This is a genomic window from Microbacterium sp. No. 7, from assembly GCF_001314225.1.
GTDB lineage: Bacteria > Actinomycetota > Actinomycetes > Actinomycetales > Microbacteriaceae > Microbacterium.
The window spans coordinates 3,553,344-3,570,163 of record NZ_CP012697.1 but is presented as its reverse complement, the minus strand read 5'-3'; the positions used below and the strand labels follow the sequence as shown (position 1 = coordinate 3,570,163).

The window sequence follows — 16,820 nt, the reverse complement described above, 5'->3', positions numbered from 1 at the left end:
GACGGCGGTGCTCAGCCGATCCTGCCGGCGAACTGCCGGCGGCCTCTGCCGGTGCCTCAGCTGCCGTCGGCGAGGGCGTCCTCGACGTCCTCGTCGGTGACCTCGCCGGCGCGCTTGGCGTCGCGGCGCGATGCGAGCCCGGCCGAGACCTCGCCGAGCGGCTTGCTCAGGAAGAGCACCGACAGGCTCAGCCCGATGAGGGCGGCGAAGACGGCGGCCAGCCAGAAGAACTCGCGCATCACGGGAAACAGCATCATGATGCCGAACGGCACGAGAAAGACGAGCAGGCGCAGCACCGAGTAGACAACGATCGACCGCGTGCGCATGGCATCCAGCTTAAACTGGATTGATGGTTCGCGTTCTGATCCCGGTGGCTTTGCTGCTGCTCGCCTTCTGGGTCTACAGCATCGTCGACTGCGCACTGCAGCCGCCGGTGCGGCACCGCGGCGTCAGCAAGCCGTCGTGGATGCTCATCGTGATCCTCATCCCCGTGCTCGGCGGCGTGCTGTGGTTCGCGCTCGGACGAGTGCGGGCGAGCGAGCTCGCCGCACCGCGCGCGCCCGACGACGACCCCGAGTTCCTGGGACGCATCGGCCACATCAGCGATCAGGACGAGCGCATCCGACGCCTCGAGGCGGAGCTCGCCGCCCTCGACGCCGAAGACCAGGAGAACCTCGATCGTCCCGGCGGCCGCGACGCCACCGAGGGCGACGACGACGCCGACCGGCACGACTCGACGCGCTGACATGACCGTCTCCCGCGCTCCGGCGACGGACGCCGCCGTCGCCCTGCTCGCCCGCCTCGTCGCGCGCGGCGTCTCGCACCTCGTCGTGAGCCCCGGCTCCCGCTCGCAGGCCCTCGCCCTCGTCGCCGCCGAGCTCGAGGCGCGCGGGGCCGTGCGCGTGCACGTGCGGATCGACGAGCGCGTCGCGGGTTTCACGGCGCTCGGCATCGCCCGCGAGACCGGCACGCCCGCGGCCGTGATCTGCACCTCGGGGACGGCCGTCGCCAACCTCCTGCCCGCCGTGCTGGAGGCGCACCACTCGGGCGTGCCGCTGCTGCTGCTCACGGCCGACCGGCCGCCCGAGCTGCGGGGCGTCGGCGCCAACCAGACCACGCGGCAGCCGGGGCTGTTCGCGCCGTTCGTGCGGTTCGACGCGGACCTGCCCGTCCCCGACGCGCTCGACGACGGCGAGGGACCGCAGTCGACCATCGTGACGGATGCCGCGGATGCCGCGTTCGACGCCGCGAGCGGCACGAGCGGCACGGCGGGACCGGCCCACCTCAACCTCCCCTACCGCGAGCCGCTCGCCGGCGCTCTGCCGCCGTGGCTCGCCGCCGCGGCCGGTGAAGGCACCGTCGCGGTGACAGGCAGCACCGTGGCGGTGACAACGGGCACCGTCGCGGGAACAACTGGCACCGTCGCGGGGACACGTGGCACCGTCGCGGGAACGAAGAGCACCGTCGCGGGGAGAGCAAGCACTCTCGCGGGAACAAAGAGCACCTTCGTGGGGAGAACAGGCACTCTCGCGGGGTCAACTGGCACCCTCGCGGGAACAACTGGCACCGCGGAGCGCGCGGACGGTGAGGGCGCGCCGCCGGTGCGGCTGGCGCGGGGGCCGCGCACCATCGTCGTCGCAGGCGCCGATGCGGGACCGGCCGCGGAGCAGGTCGCGCACGACGGCGGCTGGCCGCTGGTCGCCGAGATCGTCAGCGGTGCGCGGTTCGGCCGTCAGGTCGTGCACGGCTACCGCGAGCTGCTCGACCGCCCCGAGCTGGGGGGCCGCGTCGAGCGCGTCGTCGTGCTCGGGCATCCCACGCTCAGCCGCGAGGTCGCGGCGCTGCTCGCGCGCGCCGACGTCGAGGTGATCGCGCTGCACGGCCCCGGCGAGCCGCTCGACCTCAACGGGCGCACCCGCCACGCGCGCGCCGTCGACATCGCACCGGGCGCCGCCGACCGCGAATGGCTGGGCGCATGGATGCGCGCGTCGCGCGCGGCATCCGTCGACCTCAGCCCCGCCGCGCCCGACGGCCGTGCGCTCGCCTCGGCCGTGCCCGCCGAGCGGCTCGGGGCGATCAGCGCCGAGCTGGAGGCCGTGCGCGCTCCCGTCGACCGCGAGGCCCTCGTCGACGCCGTGTGGCGGGCGACGTGGCCGCACGACCGGCTGTTCTTCGCGTCGTCGCGGCTCGTGCGGGTCGCCGACCGGGTGCTCGGCGGCAAGAAGGTGCCCGTGCACTCCAACCGCGGGCTCGCGGGCATCGACGGCACGATCGCGACGGCGACGGGCATCGCCCTGGCCAGCCAGGCCGCCGGCGCTCCGGGGGTCACGCGCGTGCTCGCGGGGGACCTCGCGTTCCTGCACGACATCGGGGCGCTGCTGCTGGCGCCGGGCGAGCACGAGCCGCGCATGCAGGTGATCGTCGGCAACGACGGCGGCGGATCGATCTTCGACGGGCTCGAGGTGGCGTCCGTCGCGGGACGCGCCGCGATGGACCGTGTGCTCTACACGCCGCACGCCGCGCGGCTCGCCGACCTCGCCGCCGCCTACGGCTGGGACTACCGGCGCGAGACGACCCGTGCGGGCCTCGACCAGGCGCTAACGTCGCCGGTCGCGGGTCGCCAGATCATCGAGGTCCCGCTCGACCGCTGACGGGAGTCCGCCGACGGATGCCGCCGACGGGCCGCCGACGGATGCGGCGAACGGGCCGCCGCGGGATCCGGCGTGCCCGCCGTGGTCACGGCATGATGAGAGCATGACTGCGAAGAGCCAGAAGGGCTGGGACGGCGAGCCCGGCGAGCTGCTGCGCGTGCGCGAGGGCTTCCGCCTGAGCGACGTGGATCCCGACGCGACGCCCGGATACGACGGACGCAAGAAGCACGGTCAGGCCGACCTCGAGGCCGGCGAGGCGCAGTTCGACGAGCTGCAGGAGCGGCTGTACGCGCAGAGCCGCGTGGTGCCCGGCTCGCCGTCGGTGCTGCTCGTGCTGCAGGCGATGGACACGGCGGGCAAGGGCGGCATCGTGCGGCACGTGATCGGTGCGACCGATCCGCAGGGCATCCGCCTGACGGCGTTCAAGAAGCCGACGCCGGAGGAGCTGCAGCACGACTTCCTGTGGCGCATCGAGCGCGCGCTGCCCGGGCCGGGATACATCGGCGTCTTCGACCGCTCGCACTACGAGGACGTGCTCATCGGGCGCGTGCGCGCGCTCGCCCCGCCCGAGGAGATCGAGCGCCGCTACGACGCGATCAACGACTTCGAGAAGCGCGTGACGGATGCCGGGACCCGCATCGTCAAGGTCATGCTGCACATCTCGTACGAGGAGCAGAAGACGCGGCTCATGGAGCGGCTCGAGCGCCCCGAGAAGCACTGGAAGTACAACCCCGGCGACGTCGACGAGCGCGAGCTGTGGCCCGCCTACATGGATGCCTACCAGACGGTGTTCGAACGCACGTCGACCGCGCACGCCCCGTGGCACGTCGTGCCCGCGAACGCGAAATGGTACGCGCGCCTCGCGGTGCAGGAGCTGCTGCTCGAGGCGCTGGAGGCCATCGACCCGCAGTGGCCCGCCGCCGACTTCGACGTCGAGACCGAGAAGGCCCGCCTCGCCGCCACCTGAGCGTGCCGCCCCACCCGCCCACCCCGCTGGTTGAGTAGCCGCCGCGCAGCGGTGGCGTATCGAAACCCGTCCCACGGTCCGTTACACGGGTTTCGATACGCCCGCTTCGCGGGCTACTCAACCAGCGGGGGTGGGGGCGGGGTGGGGGCTTCGGGGGTTCGTCGGCGAGTCGGCGGGCGTCCGGTGGCGTATGACCCGTGCTCCGACTCCCGCTGATCGAGTGCTCGCGGCGGAGCCGCGGGTGTATCGAGATCCTTGTAGCGGGCCGTGGGAAGGGTTTCGATACGCGGCCTGCGGCCGCTACTCAACCAGCGGGGGTCAACCAGCGGGGGTCAACCAGCGGGGGTCGACCGGCGGGGGTCAACCAGCGGGGGTCGACCGGCGGGGTTCGACCGGCGGGGTTCGACCGCCGGGGGGCGACCAGCGGGGTGGTGCAGCGGGGTGGGCGGGGATCAGGCGATGGCGTCGACGATGGGGCGGAACTTCACGCGGGTCTCCAGCAGCTCGGCCTCGGGGTCGCTGCCGGCGACGATGCCGGCGCCCGCGTGCGCGACGACCGGCACGGTGTCGCTGTAGGCCGCGAACTTCCGTGCGGGACCCGTGCCGACCTGCACGCAGCGCAGCGCGATCGCCCACTCGCCGTCGCCGCGATGGTCGACCCAGCCGACCGGTCCGGCGTAGCGGCCGCGGTCGAACGGCTCGACGCGGCGGATCACGTCCATCGCGGCCGCGGTCGGCGTGCCCGCCACCGCCGCCGTCGGATGCAGCGCCGCGACGAGGTCGAGCGCCGACGCGTGATCGAGCAGCGCGCCCGCCACGTCGGTCGCGAGGTGCCACAGGTTCGGCAGCTCCAGCGTGAACGGCTCGGCGTCGGCGCGCACGTCGCGGGCGAACGGCGCGAGGGCGTCGAGCACGCTGCGCACCGCGTAGCGGTGCTCGTCGAGATCCTTCGCGCTGTGCGCGAGCGCGTCGCGAGCCGTGGCGTCGGCCGCGGCATCCGTTCCCCGCGCCACGGTTCCCGCCAGCACGCGCGCCGTGACGCGGCCGCCCGACACGGTCACGAGGGTCTCAGGGCTCGCGCCGATGAGCCCGTCGACCGCGAACGTCCACGTGTCGGGGTAGTCGGCGGCGAGCACGCGCACGAGCCGTCGCAGGTCGGCGCCGACGGGGATCGTGCCGACGACGTCGCGCGCGAGCACGACCTTGCGCACCTCGCCGGCGTCGATCGCGGCGAGGCCGGCGCGCACGGCATCCTGATACCCCTCGTGCGACAGCGTGCCGGGGCCGAGCGTCGCGGGCCAGTAGGGCCCGTACGGCTCGGGCGCGAGCTCGGCGCGGGGCGACGGGCGCGTCAGGTTCTCGATGCGCGTGACCCACGCGCGGCCGCCTCTCCGGCCGACGACGAGCGACGGCACCGTGAGCACGCTCGTGCGCGCCGAGCGCGGGTCGAACGTGAACGCGCCCAGAGCGACGATGCCGGTGCCGGGCAGGTCCACGTCGTCGTCGACCTCGGCATCCTCGACGATGAGACGCCACAGCTCCGCGATCGGGATGCCGGATGCCGGGTTGCCGCCGCCGAGCTCGAGCGGCAGCAGGGGGCGGCCCGCGCCGACGATCCCGTCGCCGCGTCGCAGCCACACGAGCGGGTCGGTCGCGGAGGCGAACACCAGCGGATCGTCGTCGGGATGGATCTCGCGGGTCACCGCGCGCAGCCTCGGGCGATGCGACGGCGGAAGATGCACGTCCCCAGGGTAGTCCGCCGCCGCTGCCGCACGTGCCCGGTGCCGGGGCGTAGGCTCGCAGCGTGACCGATCGGCCTGCACCCGGGACCCGGCTGACCTTTCGCTGGCGCAAGTGGAACGGCGCGCCGCACTGGGAGCACGACTGCGTGTACCTCGGCGGCGACCGTTGGGGCGACTGGTTCGGCCAGAGCGCGGGGTGGCGCAGCCACCGGCCCGGACGCGACATGCGCGCCGAGACCGCGAACGTGACGCTGCTGCCGCCCAGCGGCGACTACGCGCTCACCCTGAACCGTGATCATCCGCGCCGGGTGTTCGTGTACATCGATCTCGCGTGGGACCTGCGCTGGGCCGAGAACGGGGAGCCCGAGGGCGTCGACATGGACCTCGACGTCGTGCGCGCCGACGACGGCCGCGGCATCTGGATCGACGACCGCGACGAGTGGGACGAGCATCGCGTCGCCTACGGCTATCCGCCGCACGTCGTCGCGCACCTCGAGGCGCTCGCCGTCGACCTGGAGGCCCGCGTGCGCGCCGCCGAGGCGCCCTTCGACGAGACCACCGCCGGTGCCTGGCTCGCGGTGCTGTCTAGACTCGAACCGTGACCGATCAGCCTCGCCGTGCCGACCTCGCCAAAGAACCCGCGCGCGTCAGCGGGATGTTCGACGAGGTGGCCGCCGGCTATGACCGCACGAACACGGTGCTCAGCCTCGGCAACGACCGGCTGTGGCGGATCGCCACCACGCGCGCCGTGGCGCCGCGGCCGGGGCAGCGCATCCTCGACCTCGCGGCCGGCACCGGCGCGAGCTCGGTGAGCCTCGCGCGCAGCGGCGCCGAGGTCGTCGCCGCCGACTTCTCGCCCGGCATGATCGCCGAGGGGCGGCGCCGTCACGGGCACGTGCCGAACCTGAGCTTCGTCGAGGCCGACGCCACGGCGCTCCCGTTCGACGACGCGGAGTTCGACGCCGTGACGATCTCGTTCGGCCTGCGCAACGTCAACGAGCCGAAGAGGGCGCTCGCCGAGATGCTGCGCGTCACGGCCCCCGGCGGGCGGCTCGTGATCTGCGAGTTCTCGCACCCGCCGGCGCCCGCGTTCGCCGCCCTCTACCGGTTCTACAACGACCGCGTCCTGCCGGTCGTCGCCAAGGCCGTCAGCTCGAACGCCGACGCGTACGAGTACCTCGACGAGTCGATCCGCGACTGGCCCGACCAGCGCACGCTGGCCGCGTGGATCCGCGAGGCGGGCTGGGCCGAGGTCGCCCACCGCAACCTGTCGATGGGCATCGTCGCGCTGCACCGCGCACGCAAGCCGAACTGACGGGCGCACCCCGTGCGGTGCCCAGGTAGGGTGGGAGCGTGATCTCCCGACCCCCCGCGACCGGCCCTCGGCTGGTGAGTCGCCTCGGTCTCACCGAGCGCGTGTTCGCCGGCCCTCGCGCTCGCCGCCTGGCGGACGAGATCGAGGCGGGGCTCGAGCGGGTCGAGCAGAACCTCGCGGTGGAGCTGCGCGTCGCCGACGTGCTCGCCGACACCGCGACGCGCTATCTCTACGAGGCGGGCGGCAAGCGCATCCGCCCCATGCTCGCGCTGCTCACCGCCCAGCTCGGCGACGGGACGACGGATGCCGTCATCGCCGGCGCGACCGCCCTCGAGATCACCCACCTTGGATCGCTGTACCACGACGACGTCATGGACGGCGCCGACATGCGCCGCGGCGTGCCGAGCGCGCACGCCGTGTGGGGCAACAACGTCGCGATCCTCGCCGGCGACCTGCTCTTCTCGCGCGCGAGCCAGATCATGGCGACCCTGGGCACCCGCGCGATCGCGGTGCAGGCCGACACGTTCGAGCGTCTCGTGCTCGGGCAGATGCACGAGACGGTCGGCGCGCAGGCGGGCGACGACCCCGTCGAGTTCTATCTGCAGGTGCTCGCCGACAAGACGGGCTCGCTCATCGCGGCATCCGCGCGCTTCGGCGTGATCTTCTCCGACGCGCCCGCCGAGTTCGAGACGCCCCTCGTGGAGTACGGCGAGCAGGTCGGCGTCGCGTTCCAGCTGCTCGACGACGTCATCGACCTGTCCGCCGATCCCGAGGAGACCGGCAAGGTCCCCGGCACCGATCTGCGCGCGGGCGTGCCGACCATGCCCTATCTGCTGCTCGCCCGTGCCGGCGACCCGGCGTCGCGGGCGCTCAAGGCCGCGATCGACGACGGCGTCGCGCGCATCGCCGACGGCGCCGACCCCGGCATCCTCGACGACGAGCTGACGCGCCTGCGCGAGCACCCCGTCACCGAGGCGACGCGCGCCCTCGCCGTGGAGTGGTCGGACCGCGCGATCGAGCGGCTCGAGGTGCTGCCGCACGGCGTCGTGCGCGAGGCGCTGGAGCGCTTCGCGCAGTTCGTGGTCGACCGCTCGCAGTAGGCCGCCGCGGGCACGCCGGCACTGTCGGCGATGACCGGTAGCCTGCCGGTATGGAGTGGATGCCGGACGTTCTGGGCGACGAGTTCGAGCAGCTGACGCTCCCGCTGGGGGAGGACGACGAGGGCGAGGTCGTCGCGACGCTCGTGCGCGCGCTGCCGCCCGAGCACCAGTGGTGGCAGCAGCTGAAGGGCGAGCGTCCCGAGCTCGACGACGTCGACGTGCTCTACGTGCACGGATGGTCGGACTACTTCTTCCAGAAGCGGCTGGCCCGCGTGTTCACGGGGCGCGGGGCGCGCTTCCACGCCCTCGACCTGCGCAAGTACGGGCGCAGTCTGCGGCCCGGGCAGACGCCCGGCTACATCACCGATCTCGCGGAGTACGACGCCGACATCGCGGCGGCGCTCGCCGCGATGGGGCAGCCCGAGCCGGCGCTGCGCGACGACGGCGGTGCCGACGTGCTGCACGAGGCGCGCGAGCGGCTCGCGGCGGAGGAGAACGCGGCCGCGGGCGGGCTCGCGGGGGCGTCGGCCGAGGGCGGAGCGCCGGAGCCGCACGAGGAGTCGTGGATCCGCACGTGGCCGCTCTGGCGCTGGGCGTCGCAGGAGCGCACCGAGCAGGGGCACGCCGGGCAGAGGCGCCGCCGCCGGCTGATCCTCGTGGCGCACTCGACCGGCGGGCTCATCCTGAGCCTGTGGGCGCACCGGCATCCCGACGCGGCGGATGCCGTGATCCTCAACTCGCCGTGGCTGGAGTTCCAGCTGCCGCGGCGGGGCCGCGAGGCGTTCGCGCCGCTCGTCGAGCTGAGCGCGCGGTACCGTCCGTACGACCGGGCGCCGCAGATCGACCTCGGCTTCTACACGCGCGCGCAGCAGGCCGTCGCCGATCCCGACGATCCGGTCGAGGTGAACCTCGAGTGGCGTCCCGAGCAGACGATGGCCGTGCACGCCGGGTGGCTGCACGCGGTGCTCGCCGGGCACGCGGCGGTCGCGGGCGGGCTCGACATCCCGGCATCCGTCTGCGTGCTGCTCTCGTCGCGCTTCGCGCCGCCGACGGCGTGGTCGGACGAGCTCACGCGCGTCGACAGCGTGCTCGTCGTCGACGACATCGCCCGCGCCGCGCTGAAGCTCGGCCCGGTCGTGACGGTCGTGCGCGTCGACGGCGCCCTGCACGACGTCTTCCTGTCGCGGCACGAGGCGCGGGAGGAGGCCTACCGTCGCCTCGGCGACTGGCTCACCGGCTGGGCCGCCACGAACCCCGCGCCGGAGTAGGGGCGGTCGGCCCCGCCGCACGTCGCCCACGCGCGATCCACGCGGATCGTGGGCGCTCGTCGTCGCCATGCGGCGACGGAGGCGGCAAAGAGCGCCCACGATTCGCCGTCGCCGTCGCCGTCGGTGTTGGCGGACGGTGATCCCGGCCGACGGGCCGTCAGCCGACGGCCTGCGCGAGGCCGACGAGGATGCCTTCGGGGCCGCGCAGATAGCAGAGCCGGTAGGCGTCCTCGTAGCGCACGACCTCGGCGCTGACCAGCTCGGCACCGAGCGGTGCGAGCCGCGCGAGGGTCGCGTCGATGTCGTCGACGGCGAACATGACGCGCAGGTAGCCCAGGGCGTTCACGGGCGCCGTGCGATGGTCGGCGATCACGTCCGGCGCGAGGAAGCGCGAGAGCTCGAGGCGGCCCTGGCCGTCGGGCGTGCGCATCATCGCGATCTCGACGCTCTGGTCGCCCAGGCCCGTGACGCGTCCCGCCCACTCGCCCTCGACCATCGCCCGCCCCTCGAGCTCGAGGCCGAGCGCACGGAAGAACTCGATCGCGGCGCCGAGGTCCTCGACGACGATCCCGACGTTGTCCATTCTGACCGTCATGTCGCGATCGTAGTGCGGCGGGTGCCTCGTGAGAACGGGGCTGCGAGAATGGGGGCACTCGATCCGCGGGGATGGCCATGCACGTCGCGTTCTACCGAAACCTGAACCTGGGGCATCCCGGGTCGCCCACCCGTGCGCAGCTCGAGGGAGCGCTGCGGGATGCCGGGGCCGACGGGGTGCGGTCGTTCCAGACCAACGGAACGGTGCTGATCGTGGCATCCGATCCCCTCGCCGTCGTGCGCGCGGCCGCCGACGGCCTCGCCGCCGCGTGCGGCTACGGCGACGCGGTGCAGGTGCGCACCGTCGCCGGGCTCGAGGCGCTGCTCCATGCCGGGCACTTCGACGGCCACGTCGACGAGCGCACCTACCGCGAGACGTTCACGTTCTTCGAGGGCGGCCGCACACCCGAATGGCCGCTGCCGTGGACGAACCCGCGCGGCGACGTCGACATCGTGCACATCGGCGACGGCACGGCGCTGGCCGTGGTCCGCAAGCCCGGGAACACCGCCGGCAACCCCACGGCCATGCTGGAGCGCGAGACGGGCGGCGTCGCCACGACGCGCACGCGCGGATCCATCGAGCGGCTGCTCGCCGCGGCCGCGTCGTGGTGACCGGCGGCGCGCGGGGACCGTCCTACCGGTAGTTGACGAACTGCAGGTCGACGTCGAGGTCGGCGGCCTTGAGCAGGCGCTGCACCTCCTGCAGGTCGTCGCGGCTCTTCGACGTGACGCGCAGCTCGTCGCCCTGGATCTGCGACTTCACCGACTTGGGGCCCTCGTCGCGGATGATCTTGCCGATCTTCTTCGCGCTCTCCTGCGAGATGCCCTCCTTCAGCGTCGACGTGATGCGGTACTCCTTGCCGCTCGCGACGGGCTCGCCCGACTCGAGCGACTTGAGGGAGATGCCGCGCTTGATGAGCTTCGACTGGAACACGTCGAGCACCGCCGCGGCGCGCTCCTCGCTGTTCGCCTTGATGAGGATCGCCTCGCCGCTCCAGGCGATCGAGGCGTCGGTGCCCTTGAAGTCGTAGCGCTGCTCGATCTCCTTGCGCGCCTGGTTCAGGGCGTTGTCGGCTTCCTGCCGGTCGATCTTGGAGACGATGTCAAAAGAGGAGTCGGCCATGACGACAGCCTAGCTCGGGGCCGCTCGGCGGCGCCGCCCGCGGCGGCGCGAACGTAAACTGACCGGATGCAGCCGCTGACAGAGGACCGCGTCCGCGACGTCCTGGTCAACGCGAAGCACGACGAGCGCGAGCGCCTGGCGGTGCCGCTGGAGTTCGTGCTCGCCGACTGGGACCATCTCGACTTCTTCGCCTGGCGCGACCCGCGCACCCGCAGCCGCGGGTACATCGTCGCCGAGCTGAGCGGCGAGCCGGTCGGCATCGTGCTGCGCGCGGGCTCGGGGTCGGGCGGCGGGCGCCCGGCGATGTGCAACCTGTGCCACACGATGCAGCCCGGCGATCAGGTCGCCCTGTTCACCGCGCAGCGGGCGGGGGATGCCGGTGTGCGCGGCGACTCGGTCGGCACGTACGTCTGCGCCGACCTGTCGTGTCACGAGAACGTGCGGCTCGCCGCACCGCTCGCCCCGAACGAGGTGCGCGCCAGCGTCGATCGTCGTATCGACGGCACGCGGCGCCGCGTGGAGGCGTTCGTCGAACGCGTCGCGGGCGGGTGAGGCACGCCTGGTTTTTCGTGTGGGCGGAACGAGGGTAAGATAGACAATCGCGCCTCTGGTCGACTGTACAAGCCGGGCGGGTGCGCACTCGGCGAGTTACCCAAGCGGCCAAAGGGATCTGACTGTAAATCAGCCGTCTTCGACTTCGGGGGTTCGAATCCCTCACTCGCCACCCGTCGTGAAAGGGCCCCGCGCAAGCGGGGCCCTTTCGTTTCGCGGCGTCGTATTGCGGCGAAGGATCCGGGCATCCGCGGCGCGGGCGTGTGAGGATGGAGGCAGGCGACCGGCACCCCGACGGGAAGGATGCTCATGAGCGAGCCCATCACTGCACCGAAGTCCGCACGACTGCTGCGTGCGGCCATCTGGGTCGCGATCGGGGCGCTGATCGCGGCCGCGCTCGTCAGCGTGTTCTGGGTGCTCTTCGACGACGACAACGGCGTGGTCGGCCGGGCGTTCACGACGATCCTGCTGCTCGCCGGCTTCGCGGGCATCGCGATCCTCGAGTCGAGCCTCGCCGATCGCCGACCGGCCTGGCTGGCGCTCGCCAGCATGGTGACGTGGGTCGTCGCCCTGCTGGTCGGCGCGTTCCTGATCTGGATGCCGTCCGACGGCGCCTACCGAGCGGTGGAGCGCACCTTCGACTTCGTGCTCATCGTGCTCATCCTGCAGGGCGCCCTGCTGCATGTGCGCCTCTTCACGAGGGCGTACCTGCGGCATCGCACGACGTTCACGAGCATCGTCACCTACGTGACGATCGCGCTCGTCACGATCCTCGCCCTCATGCTCATCGTGCCGCTCATCATCGACGAGTTCGTCGACTTCCGCGACATGTACTGGCGCGTCGTCGTCGCCCTCGCGATCCTCGCCGCCGTGGGCACCGCGCTCGTGCCGCTCGTCAACGCGCTGTTCGCGCCGCGCAGGCCGCGTCCCGTCGCGGCGGCGCCCGCGGTGCCGCAGGCCTGGCCGACCTACGCCGACGGCCGCACGCCGCTGCCCGTGCTCCCCGACGGCACGCCCGACTGGAACGCCTACTACACGGGTCAGCCCACCTACGCGCAGGCCCTTCCGCCCGTGCCCCCGGCTCCGCCGGCCGCCCAGCTCCCGCCGCAGCCGCCGCTTCCGCCGGCCCCGCCCGCGGCGCCCGTGCCCCCGGCATCCGCGCCGCAGCCCCCGGCACCCGGCACGATGCCCGGCTATCCTCCGGCGCCGCCGCAGTGAGCGCCGCCGCGGGGGCCGGCGACGCCGAGACGGCCGAGCTGCTGCGCCTGGCCCGCGAGATCGCGCTCGAGGCGGGCGCTCTCGCGCGCCGCCGCCGCGAGCAGGGCGTGTCGATCGCGGCGACCAAGTCGGCGATCGCCGACATCGTCACCGAGGCCGATCGCGAGGTCGAGACCCTGATCCGCGCGCGACTGGCCGCGGCACGTCCCGATGACGGGTTCCTCGGCGAGGAGTCGGGCGCCGAGCGCGGCACGAGCGACATCACGTGGGTCGTCGATCCGATCGACGGCACCGTCAACTATGCGTACGGCATGCCGCACTACGCCGTGTCGATCGCGGCCGTCTCCGGCGATCCGCGACCGGCATCCTGGCGCGCGCTGGCCGGCGTCGTCTACAACCCCGCCGTCGGCGAGCTGTTCGCCGCGTCGGCGGGCGGCGGCGCATGGCTCGACGCGCGGCGTCTCGCCGTGAGCCGGCCGACGGATGCCGGAGCCCTCGTCGCGACGGGATTCGGCTACGACCCTGCGACCCACGCCGCCGACCTCGACCGCGTGCGGCGGGTCATGCCGCTCGCGCGCGACCTGCGGCGCGGGGGAGCGGCATCCCTCGACCTCGCGTACGTCGCGGCGGGACGCCTGGACGGCTACTTCGAGCGCGGCCTGCACCCATGGGACCACGCGGCCGGCGCGCTGCTCGTCGTCGAGGCGGGCGGGCGGATCGGCGGCGCGCCCGACGGGGCGCCCGGGCGGACGATGACCGTCGCCTCGGGGCCCGAGCTCTTCGACCGTCTCGTCGAGGCGTCGGGAGTGTGACGTCCCGGGTCCGGCTTTCGTCATTCTCCCAGCGAGCGATACGTTAAGGTTTACTCATTCGTTACCTTCGGCCCCCGAACGAAGGTGACGGCGGAGCCTTGATCATCGCCGCGTCCCGAGCGGCCAAACGAGAGCGTGCAGTTTGACCCTCGAGACGACCGTGGCTGGTGCCGCGCGCGCAACGCGCGCCGACAGCCCCGCTGGTGCCGGTGCGGGCATGACGCGCGCCGAGTACCGCCGGTTCCTCGCAGCGCAGGCCGAGGCGTCCGCCGTCGTCGACGTGGCCGCCGTGGGTGAGGCGTCCCCCGCTCCCGGGACCGCTGCTCCCGCGGCATCCGTCGTTCCCGACGTCGCCCCGCCGAACGACGCCGCGCCCCGCCGCGAGACACCCGCCGCGAGCGGGATGCCGCCGACCGCCCGCAGCGGCGGCACCGACCTCTTCGAGGCCGCGACCCGGCTGTTCGCCGCGGCCGCCGAGCTGCCCTCGGTGGCACCGCGGCCCGTCGCAGCATCCAGCGCGGCGCCCGCCGTCGCTCCTGTCGCGGCTCCGCGTCGCGGCCATTTCTCCCGCCAGTTCGCGACCGGCTCGCTGTCGGTCGGCGCCATGTCGGTCGTGGGCCTGCTCGCGTTCTCGACCATGGTGCCGATGTCGGCCGTCGCCTCGGCCACGCAGACCGACATCGGCGTCGTCGCGCCGGCCGCCAAGAAGGCGCCCACCGAGATCCAGGCCTTCGTGTCGTCGGCGGTCGAGACGGATGCCGCCCTCGACCGTCCCGAGCAGTACGGCGTCGCGTCGATGACCGACCTCGCGCGGGAGTCGGGCATCACGAGCTTCTCCGGCACGTGGGTCAACAACCCCTCGGCCGAGGTGCAGTGGCCGTTCCCCGTCGGCGTGCCGATCTCGGCATCCTTCGCCGACCCGTCGTACGCGCAGGAGTTCGGGACCTTCCACAAGGCCACCGACCTGACGCCCGGCAACGGCGCGGAGGTGCACGCCGTCGCCGGCGGCACGGTGCGCATCGCGACGGAGTCGGGCGGCGAGTTCGGCGTGACCGTGCTGATCGACCACGTCATCGACGGCGAGCTCGTCTCGACGCGCTACGCGCACATGCAGTACGGCTCGCTGCAGGTGTCGCAGGGCGACACGGTCAAGGCCGGCCAGGTGCTCGGCAAGGTCGGATCGACGGGCAAGTCGACCGGTCCCCACCTGCACCTCGAGGTGCTGCTGAACGGAACCACGCCGACCGATCCGATGGTCTGGATCGCGGAGCACACGACCGGCTGACCTCGATTTGTGAGATGCCGCGTGGATGGTATTCTCTTCTAGTTGCCCGCGTGCGGGCAGCACGCCCCGATAGCTCAGTGGCAGAGCACTTCCATGGTAAGGAAGGGGTCGTCAGTTCAATCCTGACTCGGGGCTCGCAGCATCTCGCGTGAGTCTCTCGCGTGAGTCGTCATGCGACGCGGCGGAGTAGCTCAGTTGGTGAGAGCGCACGACTCATAATCGTGAGGTCGCGGGTTCAAGCCCCGCTCCTGCTACAGAAAAGCCTGATCAGGAGCGTTTCTTCGATCCCGAACAAGGGACGAAGAATGATCAACTCGGCGCAGACTCGGCGCATTGCTGCCCGTCCGCGGATCCGCGCACTCCGGCTCCGCCGGGGACTCGCGGCATCTCGACGCGGCTGGGACCGGCTCGCACACCCGGTGTGCATGGACACCACCACCACCCTGACCGGCCTGGAGCCGGTGCTGACCACCTCGCAACTGGCCGCCCACCTCGACGTGCCGGTGCAGACCCTGCACGACCTGCGCCACGCTGGCCGCGGTCCCCGCGGCTTCCGCGTCGGCAAGGAGCTGCACTACCGGCTGTCCGAGATCGAACGCTGGATCACGACTCTCGAGGACGCCTCCGACACACCCGCCGTCCAGAACGGCACCGACCGATGACCGGGCGGAGCCGACTGGAGATCGGCACCTACGGCGACATCCACACCACGCGCACGCGCGTCGGCACGATGCGCGCCGAGGCCCGCTACCGCGACGGCGACGGCATCATCCGCAAGGTCACCGCCACCGCGGCGACCGACCACGCCGCCCGTCAGGCGCTGCGGAATAGGATCAAGCAGCGCAGCACCGCGACGGGATTCGGGGCGGCGCTGTCACCGGAGAGCACCGTCACGCAGCTCGCGGAGGCCTGGCTGGAGGATATGCAGATCCGCCTCGACCTCGCCCCCGGGACGAAGGACACCTACCGGCGCGAACTGAACAGCCTGGTCCTGCCGACCTTCCGCGCTTTCCTGCTGCGGGAGGTCACCGTCGGCCGGGTCGACCAGTTCCTGAAGCGTCAGGCCACGATCTCCTACGCCCGCGCAAAGCACAGCCGGGTCGTGCTAAGCCTGATGTTCGGCTACGCGCTCCGTCACGACGCGATCCACCGCAATCCGGTGATCGGGACATCCCGGCTGCGTCAGCCCAAGCGCGCACCCCGCGCGCTCACGCTCGATCAGCTCGAGCGAGTGCGACACGCGGCCGCGACGTGGCGCACGGGCGAGCACGTCCTGGGTCGGCGGCCGGACGGTCAGGTGAAGGACCTCATCGAGGTGATGGTTGGCACCAGCGACCGCATCGGCGAGGCGCTCGCGCTGCGGGCGTGCGACATCGACGACACCGTCACGCCCATGCGGGTGACGGTGTCGGGCACCATCGTCGTCATCAAGGGCACGGGCGTGTACCGCCAGGACTACCCGAAGACGTCCTCGTCGCGGCGCACCCTGGAGGTCCCGGTGTTCACCGCCGAGGTGCTCCGTGCCCGGCTGGCACTCATCCCGGGCGACGAACCGGACATGCTGCTGTTCCGCACCCGTCACGACACCCCGCTGGCTCCCTACAATGTGCGCCGCACGCTGCGCAGCATGCTCGCTGCAGCCGGGCTGCAGGATCTCAAAGTGACACCGCACACGTTCCGACGCACAGCGGGGACGGTGATCGCTCGCGCCACGGACGTGAAGACCGCCGCCGACGTGCTCGGCAACAGCCCTGACATCGCGCAGAAGCACTACATCGAACCCGAGCAGCCGGTGCCGAATCCCGTCCCGGCCCGTCACCTGCAAGCCCTTGCTCCGCGTTCGCCGGAATCGGATGGGCAGCAGTCCGAAACGGAGGAACCGTGATGATAGACCGCGACAGTGTCGACGACGCGCTGCAACGCGTCGCCCTCGCGGCGTTCATCTACTATCCCGATGTGCGTCTCGACGAGCCGAGCTACGACATCGGGCGGGACGTCGCCTGGTGTCTGCAGCCCCTCGCCGACCTGCCCCGCGAGGAGCGCGAGCGGTTCGGGGACCTCGTCGGCTGGGCGATCACGGATCCGACCGCGCACCGGCAGGAGACCATCGCGGCGCTCAGCGCGCTGGCCACCCCGTAACTAGCACACGCAGCCGACGCTTCCTCGTCGCGTCTGGCCTTCCGCACCTAGTGG

Annotated in this window: 19 protein-coding genes and 3 tRNA genes; 18 read left to right on the top strand and 4 right to left on the bottom strand. The window is 72.5% G+C overall.

Annotation, left to right across the window (positions count from 1 at the left end):
* Positions 1-56: 56 nt before the first annotated feature.
* Positions 57-326, bottom strand: a complete 270-nt coding sequence (locus AOA12_RS16600) for a DUF4229 domain-containing protein (protein WP_054685281.1) — start codon at positions 324-326, stop codon at positions 57-59.
* A 23-nt stretch (positions 327-349) separates the two neighbouring features.
* Here AOA12_RS16600 and AOA12_RS16595 point away from each other — a divergent pair, with 23 nt between their 5' ends.
* From AOA12_RS16595 to AOA12_RS16585, 3 genes are all read left to right on the top strand, one after another.
* Positions 350-745 carry a PLD nuclease N-terminal domain-containing protein gene (locus AOA12_RS16595; protein ID WP_054685279.1) on the top strand — a complete coding sequence of 132 codons (396 nt, stop codon included), beginning with the start codon at positions 350-352 and terminating at the stop codon, positions 743-745.
* Between the two features lies 1 nt (position 746).
* Positions 747-2,651 (top strand): 2-succinyl-5-enolpyruvyl-6-hydroxy-3-cyclohexene-1-carboxylate synthase, encoded by a 1,905-nt coding sequence (gene menD / locus AOA12_RS16590; protein WP_054685275.1) that lies wholly within the window; start codon positions 747-749, stop codon positions 2,649-2,651.
* Between the two features lie 103 nt (positions 2,652-2,754).
* A complete protein-coding gene (locus AOA12_RS16585; protein ID WP_054685273.1) occupies positions 2,755-3,618 on the top strand; it encodes a polyphosphate kinase 2 family protein in 864 nt (287 codons plus the stop codon).
* A gap of 452 nt (positions 3,619-4,070) precedes the next feature.
* Here AOA12_RS16585 and AOA12_RS16580 read toward each other — a convergent pair whose 3' ends face one another.
* Positions 4,071-5,330: an isochorismate synthase gene (locus AOA12_RS16580; RefSeq protein ID WP_442922292.1), complete on the bottom strand. Its 1,260-nt coding sequence runs from the start codon at positions 5,328-5,330 to the stop codon at positions 4,071-4,073.
* Positions 5,331-5,422: 92 nt separating this feature from the next.
* Here AOA12_RS16580 and AOA12_RS16575 point away from each other — a divergent pair, with 92 nt between their 5' ends.
* The 4 genes from AOA12_RS16575 to AOA12_RS16560 are packed head-to-tail and all read left to right on the top strand — an operon-like array spanning position 5,423 to position 9,043.
* Entirely contained in the window at positions 5,423-5,962 is a 540-nt protein-coding gene (locus AOA12_RS16575; RefSeq protein WP_054685266.1) for a DUF402 domain-containing protein, read from the top strand.
* A complete protein-coding gene (locus AOA12_RS16570) occupies positions 5,959-6,675 on the top strand; it encodes a demethylmenaquinone methyltransferase (protein WP_054685264.1) in 717 nt (238 codons plus the stop codon). Before AOA12_RS16575 ends, AOA12_RS16570 begins: the two co-directional genes overlap by 4 nt.
* A gap of 38 nt (positions 6,676-6,713) precedes the next feature.
* Entirely contained in the window at positions 6,714-7,775 is a 1,062-nt protein-coding gene (locus AOA12_RS16565) for a polyprenyl synthetase family protein (RefSeq protein ID WP_054685261.1), read from the top strand.
* A 50-nt stretch (positions 7,776-7,825) separates the two neighbouring features.
* Positions 7,826-9,043: an alpha/beta hydrolase gene (locus AOA12_RS16560; protein WP_054685257.1), complete on the top strand. Its 1,218-nt coding sequence runs from the start codon at positions 7,826-7,828 to the stop codon at positions 9,041-9,043.
* A 157-nt stretch (positions 9,044-9,200) separates the two neighbouring features.
* On the opposite strand, the gene AOA12_RS16555 is transcribed toward AOA12_RS16560, so the two are convergent.
* Positions 9,201-9,638, bottom strand: a complete 438-nt coding sequence (locus AOA12_RS16555; RefSeq protein WP_054685254.1) for a VOC family protein — start codon at positions 9,636-9,638, stop codon at positions 9,201-9,203.
* A 77-nt stretch (positions 9,639-9,715) separates the two neighbouring features.
* On the opposite strand from AOA12_RS16555, the gene AOA12_RS16550 reads away from it, so the two are divergent.
* Positions 9,716-10,249 (top strand): DUF1697 domain-containing protein, encoded by a 534-nt coding sequence (locus AOA12_RS16550; RefSeq protein ID WP_197280954.1) that lies wholly within the window; start codon positions 9,716-9,718, stop codon positions 10,247-10,249.
* A 22-nt stretch (positions 10,250-10,271) separates the two neighbouring features.
* Here the strand turns inward: AOA12_RS16550 and AOA12_RS16545 are convergent, their stop codons facing one another.
* On the bottom strand, positions 10,272-10,760 hold the full coding sequence (locus AOA12_RS16545) for a YajQ family cyclic di-GMP-binding protein (protein ID WP_054685249.1): 489 nt from the start codon (positions 10,758-10,760) through the stop codon (positions 10,272-10,274).
* 66 nt (positions 10,761-10,826) lie between these two features.
* Between AOA12_RS16545 and AOA12_RS16540 the strand changes: the two genes are divergently transcribed.
* The 10 genes from AOA12_RS16540 to AOA12_RS16495 all read left to right on the top strand — a co-directional run bounded on the left by AOA12_RS16540 (position 10,827) and on the right by AOA12_RS16495 (position 16,766).
* Positions 10,827-11,312, top strand: a complete 486-nt coding sequence (locus tag AOA12_RS16540) for an FBP domain-containing protein (protein WP_054685246.1) — start codon at positions 10,827-10,829, stop codon at positions 11,310-11,312.
* A 90-nt stretch (positions 11,313-11,402) separates the two neighbouring features.
* A tRNA-Tyr gene (locus tag AOA12_RS16535) sits at positions 11,403-11,484 on the top strand.
* Between the two features lie 137 nt (positions 11,485-11,621).
* Positions 11,622-12,530: a hypothetical protein gene (locus tag AOA12_RS16530; RefSeq protein ID WP_082406533.1), complete on the top strand. Its 909-nt coding sequence runs from the start codon at positions 11,622-11,624 to the stop codon at positions 12,528-12,530.
* Positions 12,527-13,342, top strand: a complete 816-nt coding sequence (locus tag AOA12_RS16525) for an inositol monophosphatase family protein (protein ID WP_054685240.1) — start codon at positions 12,527-12,529, stop codon at positions 13,340-13,342. The genes AOA12_RS16530 and AOA12_RS16525 overlap by 4 nt, the downstream gene beginning before the upstream one ends.
* Before the next feature lie 217 nt (positions 13,343-13,559).
* On the top strand, positions 13,560-14,627 hold the full coding sequence (locus AOA12_RS16520; RefSeq protein ID WP_054685237.1) for a M23 family metallopeptidase: 1,068 nt from the start codon (positions 13,560-13,562) through the stop codon (positions 14,625-14,627).
* Between the two features lie 63 nt (positions 14,628-14,690).
* Positions 14,691-14,762: transfer RNA gene (locus AOA12_RS16515), tRNA-Thr, on the top strand.
* 45 nt (positions 14,763-14,807) lie between these two features.
* Positions 14,808-14,881, top strand: a tRNA-Met gene (locus AOA12_RS16510).
* Between the two features lie 171 nt (positions 14,882-15,052).
* Entirely contained in the window at positions 15,053-15,289 is a 237-nt protein-coding gene (locus AOA12_RS16505) for a helix-turn-helix domain-containing protein (RefSeq protein ID WP_054685235.1), read from the top strand.
* A 68-nt stretch (positions 15,290-15,357) separates the two neighbouring features.
* Complete coding sequence (locus tag AOA12_RS16500; RefSeq protein WP_197280953.1) at positions 15,358-16,512, top strand: tyrosine-type recombinase/integrase; 1,155 nt, start codon at positions 15,358-15,360, stop codon at positions 16,510-16,512.
* A complete protein-coding gene (locus AOA12_RS16495; RefSeq protein WP_054685229.1) occupies positions 16,512-16,766 on the top strand; it encodes a hypothetical protein in 255 nt (84 codons plus the stop codon). The genes AOA12_RS16500 and AOA12_RS16495 overlap by 1 nt, the downstream gene beginning before the upstream one ends.
* Positions 16,767-16,820: the final 54 nt, after the last annotated feature.